The organism is Bradyrhizobium sp. BRP20 (genome assembly GCF_020194215.1).
Taxonomy (GTDB): domain Bacteria; phylum Pseudomonadota; class Alphaproteobacteria; order Rhizobiales; family Xanthobacteraceae; genus Bradyrhizobium; species Bradyrhizobium yuanmingense.
This window is the reverse complement of sequence record NZ_JADYVY010000062.1, coordinates 1-2,764: the sequence shown is the minus strand read 5'-3', so window position 1 is coordinate 2,764 and position 2,764 is coordinate 1. Positions and strand designations below refer to the sequence as shown.

2 protein-coding genes are annotated in these 2,764 nt (G+C 56.4%); both read left to right on the top strand.

Translation table 11 applies throughout. The annotated features are described in order from the left end of the window. Positions 1-398: 398 nt before the first annotated feature. Entirely contained in the window at positions 399-1,556 is a 1,158-nt protein-coding gene (locus I6F33_RS37750; protein WP_225143906.1) for an HlyD family secretion protein, read from the top strand. Next, positions 1,556-2,764 (top strand): glycosyltransferase (locus tag I6F33_RS37745; protein ID WP_225143904.1); only part of this gene is annotated, 1,209 nt, incomplete at its 3' end. The genes I6F33_RS37750 and I6F33_RS37745, both read left to right, overlap by 1 nt.

Below are 2,764 nucleotides of genomic sequence, written 5' to 3'. Positions count from 1 at the left end.
ACGTCACAAAAACTGCCCTCAATGTGGCTCTGCATTGGTCCACCTCGAGTGGCATGAACGCATCGGTGCGCGGGGGGTCCAAGATCTCTGGCGCTGCTGGAACTGCAGGAATGAATTCATGACCGTTTGCACTTCTGACGATACGGATCCTCCTGCCGCTGAGATCACGAAGCTCTTCTTTACCAGCCTGTTAGTCTGATCATGACGCCTGACCCGCTAACACTTGCATCCGAGCGGACTTGGCAATCCAAAGCAGGGCGGAGGGTCGCCTAGGCGAAAACGATTGGACCGTAGCTGCTCAGTAATACGCTGCGCGACCCTCCCGTCATAAATGCAGTTGGAATGTCCTTATGAGGCTCGTACGTGCAATCGTCGGCTTGGCCCTGTCGGCAGTGGGATTGTACGTTATTATCGGTGAGCACTTCGCTGGAACATCGGCGGACGCTACACTCAATGCTCGGCTCTACATCGTTCGCGCCCCAATCGAAGGAAAGGTAACGCTTGCCGTAAAGAGCATCGGCGCGCGCATTAGTCCCGGCGAGCTCATAGCAGAAATCAACGACCAACGCTTCGATACCGCGAGGCTTCTTGAGCTTGATCGCGATCGCACGAACCAGCAGATCGAGCTCAACCGTCTCGTTGGCCAGCGAGAGGCCTTGTCCGCATCCAGGTCTCGCTTCGATGTTCAATCAACTGATTACCAGCGCGGAAGGGTTCGGCAGATTGAGGCTCGAATTGCCGAAACGAAAGCAGCTCAAGACGCTGCGGCCACACGCCTTCGTCAAGCGGACGCAGAATGCAAGCGAGCAAACGAACTGAGCACGCGTGGTGTACAGACGGCGGCGAATTTGGATCGCGCTCGTGCAACTTACGACGTCGCGCAGCAAGAACTGGAGAGTGCGCAGCAGCGAGTGAAATATTTGGAGACGGAACTTACGTCCGCTCGCGAGGGCGTCTTCATCGGGGAGTCCTATAACGACGCTCCCTCCTCGGCCCAACGTATCCGAGAGCTCGAGCAGCGGTTGGCCGAGCTAAATGTCGACAAGGAGCAGGTGAAAGCACGTATTGTACAGCTCGACCGGCAAGTCGATGCCGAGCGTCTTCGTGTCAATAATCTGAGCTTCGCTACCCTTAATGCCAGCGTCGTTGGTCTGGTCTGGGACATACTAATAGACGATGGCCAATACGCGCGGCGCGGCCAGGATCTCGTCAAGATCGTAGACTGCAGTACCCAGATTGTCACCGCGGGCGTCAGCGAATCTCTCTACGACGGTCTCTCGGTGGGAACGGCCGCGCAATTTCGGTTGTTTCGAGATGATCGTATTTTCAATGGAACCATAACCCGCCTTGGCGGATCCGGTGCGGCCTCGCTCTACACCAATTTTGCTGTGGGTCCAAGTGCGCAACATCTCCAGCGCTTTGATGTCACAGTGACAGTTCCAGACCTTGCAGGAGAGGCAGATCTCGGCTGCGCGATTGGACGTACTGGACGCGTCATCTTCACAGCTGGCCCAATCGCACAATTCCGTCGCTTTATAACGCGGTACGGACTCTGATGATTCTGCTGTCGCCACTCGTTGCTGCCTTCGCAGGCGCCGCCTTCATAATTGGGCTCTGCCTTACCGTCTTTCCGTTTCTCAATCCGATGAAGTGGTATTGGCGCGCTCTGCTCCTGGGGACGGCTGCCGTACTGTCTTGGCGTTATATGGCTTGGCGCTTCACCGAAACGCTGGCGCCCCTCGACTGGACTGCGGACGCGCTGTTCAGTTGGGCATTCGCCATCCTCGAAGCTCTGACGATGCTTTCCTCTACCATCGCGTTTTTCATACTGTCGCGGGTGAAAGAGCGGTCGGCAGAAGCAGACCGGTACTCCGAATGGTGGCTGCCTGGAGAAGCGCCGCGTGTGGACGTCTTTATCACGACTTACAACGAGCCGTCGGAAGTGCTCGAGCGCACGATCATTGGCGCGGCGCAAATCCGCTATCCACGGCTTCGGATTTTTATCCTCGACGACGGCGCCAGGAATTGGGTGCGGCAACTTTGCGAGCTGCACGAAATCGGATATCTCGCACGCTCGGATAAGGAGCACGCTAAAGCGGGAAACGTTAACCATGCACTTCGCGCGTGCGCCCGCGATCCAGCCCCCCCGGTCTTTGTCGCTGTACTTGACGCAGATTTCGTTCCCCATGCGGACTTCATCGAGCGGACGCTAGCGTTGTTTCACGAGCCAAGCGTCGCACTCGTGCAAACCCCGCAGCACTTCTTCAATCCTGATCCGATCCAACATAACCTTGGAATAAGCACCGCATATCCGGATGAACAACGTCATTTCTTTGACAACGTCGAGCCAGCGCGGGACGCTTGGGGGATTGCCATCTGCTGTGGGACATCATCCGTAATGCGGGTACCGGCCGTCGAGCAGATTGGCTGGATTCCAACACAAAGCGTAACCGAGGACTTCCTACTCACCCTCAAGCTTGCGGAAAACGGCTGGCAAACTGTGTACCTTAACGAGCCATTGACTGAAGGTTTGGCTCCCGAAGGACTGAAAGAGTATATTACTCAGCGTGGACGGTGGTGCCTCGGCTTGATGCAAATTGTCCGCAACTCATACAGCCCCTTTGGCATGCGCAGCCTTGGTCTGATGCATCGAATCGGGATCCTCGATTCATTGCTCTACTGGCTCAGCACTTTTCCCTTCAGGCTTGCCAGCCTGATTTGCCCACTGTTGTACTGGTGGTTCGGCATCACCATCGTGAACGCG